Origin of the sequence: Geodermatophilus chilensis, from assembly GCF_002802985.1 — a bacterium.
Taxonomy (GTDB): domain Bacteria; phylum Actinomycetota; class Actinomycetes; order Mycobacteriales; family Geodermatophilaceae; genus Geodermatophilus; species Geodermatophilus chilensis.
Map to the genome: position 1 here is coordinate 1 of NZ_NVPT01000270.1, position 4,044 is coordinate 4,044.

Annotated in this window: 5 protein-coding genes and 1 riboswitch; of the genes, 2 read left to right on the top strand and 3 right to left on the bottom strand. The window is 77.3% G+C overall.

Annotated elements, in window-relative coordinates; translation table 11 throughout:
• Window positions 1-57: 57 nt before the first annotated feature.
• Complete coding sequence (locus tag CNO22_RS25995) at window positions 58-576, top strand: type II toxin-antitoxin system PemK/MazF family toxin (RefSeq protein ID WP_198588617.1); 519 nt, start codon at window positions 58-60, stop codon at window positions 574-576.
• Between the two features lie 55 nt (window positions 577-631).
• On the opposite strand, the gene CNO22_RS26000 is transcribed toward CNO22_RS25995, so the two are convergent.
• From CNO22_RS26000 to CNO22_RS26010, 3 genes are all read right to left on the bottom strand, one after another.
• A complete protein-coding gene (locus tag CNO22_RS26000) occupies window positions 632-1,105 on the bottom strand; it encodes a hypothetical protein (protein WP_100502138.1) in 474 nt (157 codons plus the stop codon).
• Window positions 1,106-1,179: 74 nt separating this feature from the next.
• Complete coding sequence (locus CNO22_RS26005; RefSeq protein ID WP_232807368.1) at window positions 1,180-1,455, bottom strand: hypothetical protein; 276 nt, start codon at window positions 1,453-1,455, stop codon at window positions 1,180-1,182.
• Between the two features lie 106 nt (window positions 1,456-1,561).
• A complete protein-coding gene (locus CNO22_RS26010; RefSeq protein ID WP_100502139.1) occupies window positions 1,562-2,626 on the bottom strand; it encodes an AbrB family transcriptional regulator in 1,065 nt (354 codons plus the stop codon).
• Between the two features lie 228 nt (window positions 2,627-2,854).
• A riboswitch (cobalamin riboswitch) is annotated at window positions 2,855-2,926 on the top strand.
• Window positions 2,927-2,987: 61 nt separating this feature from the next.
• On the opposite strand from CNO22_RS26010, the gene CNO22_RS26015 reads away from it, so the two are divergent.
• A partial coding sequence (locus tag CNO22_RS26015) for an ATP-binding protein (protein WP_198588618.1) occupies window positions 2,988-4,044 on the top strand: 1,057 nt, incomplete at its 3' end.

Genomic DNA, 4,044 nt, shown 5'->3' on the forward strand with positions numbered 1-4,044 from the left:
TAGGGTGAGTAGGGCAGGGTCAGTAGTTTTTACAAGGCAGCCCGTACCGTGCCCGGCATGGCCGGCCCCTCCCTGCCCCGAGTGCTCAGGTCGCTGCTGCGGACGGTGCTGCGGCCCGCTCCTCCCCCGCCCGCGGCTCCCCGGCGGGAGGCGCCGTCCGGCGGCGGCGTGCGCGACCTCCCCGGTGGCCTCGACGGGGTCGACCTCGTCCACCGCCCGGAGGACGACGGCGCGCCCGACCCCGGCGAGGTCGTCTGGGCGTGGGTGCCCTACGACGAGGGCGACGGCCGCGGCAAGGACCGGCCGGTGCTCGTCGTCGGCCGGCGGGGCGCGGACCTGGTCGGGCTGATGCTGTCCAGCCAGGACCACGACCGGGACGCCGCGGACGAGGCCCGGCACGGCCGCCGCTGGATGGACGTCGGCCGCGGCGGCTGGGACCCGCGCGGGCGGCCCAGCGAGGTGCGGCTGGACCGGCTGCTGCTGGTGCCGACCGGCTCGGCCCGCCGGGAGGGCGCGGCGATCGGGCGCGCGGTCTTCGACGACGTGGTGACGGCGCTGCGCGCGCTGCACCGCTGACTCCGGGGACGCCGCCGGGGTCGACGTCCGGCAGGTGCACCGCGACGGGTCTGGGCTACCTCCCGCCGGTGCTGCCGAGCCGCTGAGCGGCCGGCGCCGCGCCACCCGCACCCTGGAGCCGGCGCTTCGCGACGGCGATGGGCACCTGCCCGACCAGCGCAGGCAGCACCCACCACACCGGGTCCCCCGTGGAGGCCACCAGCAGCCCGGTCACCAGCGCGATGTACGAGCCCCCCAGCAGGTGCGGCTGCAGGGTCCGCCAGTGGGGCCAGTCCTGTCGCCGGGCCAGTGCGCCGGCGACCGCGAGCGCCTCCGTGGCCGCGGCCACCGGGAGCAGCCAGCCCAGGCCGGGCGCCGACACCGCCAGGACTGCCCCGCTGGCCGCGACACCGGCGACCGCCGCCTGGTAGCCGCCGGCCGGGCCCCGCGCCCGCGCCCCCGCCAGGCGGGCGGCGAGCCACACCGGCCCGAGCAGCAGTCCCGCCGTCCCGGCGGTCACGTGGAGCAGGAGCAGCGGGTCGCCGGCCATGTCCCGACGGTGTCAGCGGCCCGGGCGGCAGGGCAGTGCCGTCCGTCAGGAGCCCGGTGTGACGAGTGTGAGGGTCAGTCGGCGACGGACTCGTCGCGGACGGCCTGCCGCGGGCGCAGGTGGTAGACCCCGACCTGCGGGCCCAGCGGGGTCAGGTCGTAGCGGTGCACGACCTTGGGGCCGCCGTGCAGGTGCACGTGCGTGACGGTCGGCAGGGGCTCCCCGTGCCGCGCCTCGCGGATCTCCACCCGACCGTCGAGTGGGCCACCGACGAACAGCAGCACCGCGTCCTGCGTGCCGGCGTCCGCGCCGGTCTGGTCCTCGGACAGCTCCCTCACCTCCTCCGACACCCGGTCGAGGGTAGGCGCGCCCGGCGGCCGCGGCACCGGGCCGGCGCAGGCCCCGTCCAGGGCACCGCCCCGAGCCTGCGAGGGATGGGGAGGACGGGGTCCTTCCTCACCCGTCGGTGCGGCGCAGCCAGCGCGCCAGCAGCGGCGCGGAGAACAGCATCACGAACAGCCGCAGCACCTGGACGGCGAGCACGAAGGTGGCGTCGGCGCCGCTGTCCTGGGCGGTGGCAAGCACCGCGTAGAGCCCGCCGGGAGTGGTGGCGAGGTAGGCGTCCAGCGCGCCGGCCCCGGTCGTGGCGGCGAGGACCGCGCCGAGGCCCGCGCAGGCCGCGACCAGCCCGAGGATGACGACCAGCGCCAGCGGCAGCGCGCGCCCGATGGTGCGCAGGTTGTCCCGGGTGAAGGCGAGTCCGACCATCAGTCCGATGACGAGGAAGGCCGCCGTCTCCAGGGGCACGGGGACGTCCGCGCCGCCCGACAGCCCGCCGAGGTCGAGCCCGGCCGCGACCAGCATCGGCCCCAGCAGGGTGGGCACGGGAATCCGCAGCAGCCGGGCCAGCGGCGTCCCCGCCAGCAGGCAGACCGCGACGAACAGCAGCCCGGCCGGCCACCCGGGTCCGGCGTCGTCCACCGTCGTTCCCCCGGACCGGGGGGCGGCGCCGAACAGGGCCACCGCCGTCACGGGCATGAGGACGACGATCAGCAGCACCCGCAGGTACTGCAGGACGGCGACCATCCGGTCGTCGGCGCCCAGCTCGCGGGCCATCACCGTGATGCCCGACGCGCCGCCGGCGACCATCGAGAACGCCCCGGTCACCGGGCTGACCCCCGGCTGCAGTCGCATGAGGAGGCCGGCCAGCACGCTGAGCAGCAGGGTGCCGACGGTGACCAGCAGGACCGGCAGCCAGTCGCGGCCGATCGCCGCGAGGGTGTCCACGTCGACCAGCGCGCCGATCGAGACGCCGATCAGCCCCTGGGCGGCGGTCGTGGCCGGCCCGGGGACGGCGAGCCGCCGGCGGCCGGCCAGGCCGCGCGCCAGCCCGGCGAGCAGTCCGGCGAAGAGCGACGGCGAGGGCAGGTCGAGGACGTCGAGGGCCAGCGTGACGGCGAGGGCGGCGGCCACCACGACCGCCAGGTCGGCCGCCCGCACACCCCACCCCGGCTCCGCCACAGCCCGAGTCTTCCGGCCCCGCTGCAGGGTCCCGCCGCGCGGCTCCCTCCCGGGTACCGCCCTGAGCTCGCGAAGGGTGGGGAGGACGGGGTCCTTCCACGGTGCGGGGCAGCGGGGTCCCTCCCCAGTCGCCGGTCGTCGACTCGCCCCATCCCGTCGCGGAACGGGCCGGGGTGTCCCCCGGCGGGGCGGTCGTGGTCTGATGACCCGGCCACAGCGACGGCAGTGGAGGAAGCCCGGTGCGACTCCGGCGCGGTCCCGCCACTGTGAGCCGGCTCCCCGCCGGCGAGTCAGGAACTCCCGCCGTCGCCTCCTGCCACCTCCGGGCGTGGACACCCGGGGAGAGGACACGTGCCCCGGCATGACGTACCCCTTCGGCGCCGTCGTCGGCATGGACGACATGCGGCTCGCCCTCCTGCTCAACGCCGTCTCCCCCGCCGTCGGCGGCGTGCTCGTCCGCGGCGAGAAGGGGACGGCGAAGTCGACGACGGTGCGCGCGCTGGCCGCCGTCCTGCCGCCCGTGGACGTCGTCGCCGGCTGCCGCTTCGCCTGCGACCCCGCCACCCCGGACCCGGCCTGCCCCGACGGCCCGCACGACGCCGGCGCCCCGGGCTCCACCCGCCCGGCCCGGCTGGTCGAGCTGCCGGTCGGCGCCTCCGAGGACCGCGTCGTCGGCTCGCTGGACCTCGAACGGGCGCTCACCGAGGGCGTCAAGGCCTTCGAGCCCGGGCTGCTGGCCGCCGCGCACCGCGGCGTCCTCTACGTCGACGAGGTCAACCTGCTCCACGACCACCTGGTCGACCTGCTGCTGGACGCCGCCGCGCTGGGCACCGCCTACGTCGAGCGCGAGGGCGTCTCGGTGCGGCACGCGGCGCGGTTCCTGCTGGTCGGGACGATGAACCCCGAGGAGGGCGAGCTGCGCCCCCAGCTGCTCGACCGGTTCGGGCTCACCGTCGAGGTCGCCGCCCCCCGCGACCCGGCCGAGCGCGCCGAGGTCGTGCGCCGCCGGTTCGCCCACGACGCCGACCCGGCCGGGTTCGCCGCCTCCTGGGCCGACGAGGAGGCCGGGCTGGCGCGCCGGATCGCCGACGCCCGCGCCCGGCTGCCGCACGTCGTCCTCTCCGACGACGCGCTGCGTCAGGTGACCGCCGTCTGCGCCGCCTTCGACGTCGACGGGCTGCGCGCCGACCTGGTCACCGCCCGCGCCGCGATCGCGCACGCCGCCTGGTGCGGCCGCGACGAGGTCACCGAGGACGACGTCCGCGTCGCCGCCCGGCTGGCCCTGCCGCACCGCCGGCGGCGCAACCCGTTCGACGCGCCCGGCCTGGACGACGAGACCCTCGAGCAGGCGCTGACGGACGCCCGCCCCGACGAGGACCTTTTCTCTTATACCCATCTGACCTGGCCGACAACCCCAT

Excerpts from the sequence above, each read along its gene's own strand:
- CNO22_RS25995 (WP_198588617.1), top strand. The coding sequence starts at position 58 with ATGGCCGGCCCCTCCCTGCCCCGAGTGCTCAGGTCGCTGCTGCGGACG.
- CNO22_RS26000 (WP_100502138.1), bottom strand. The coding sequence starts at position 1,105 with ATGGCCGGCGACCCGCTGCTCCTGCTCCACGTGACCGCCGGGACGGCG.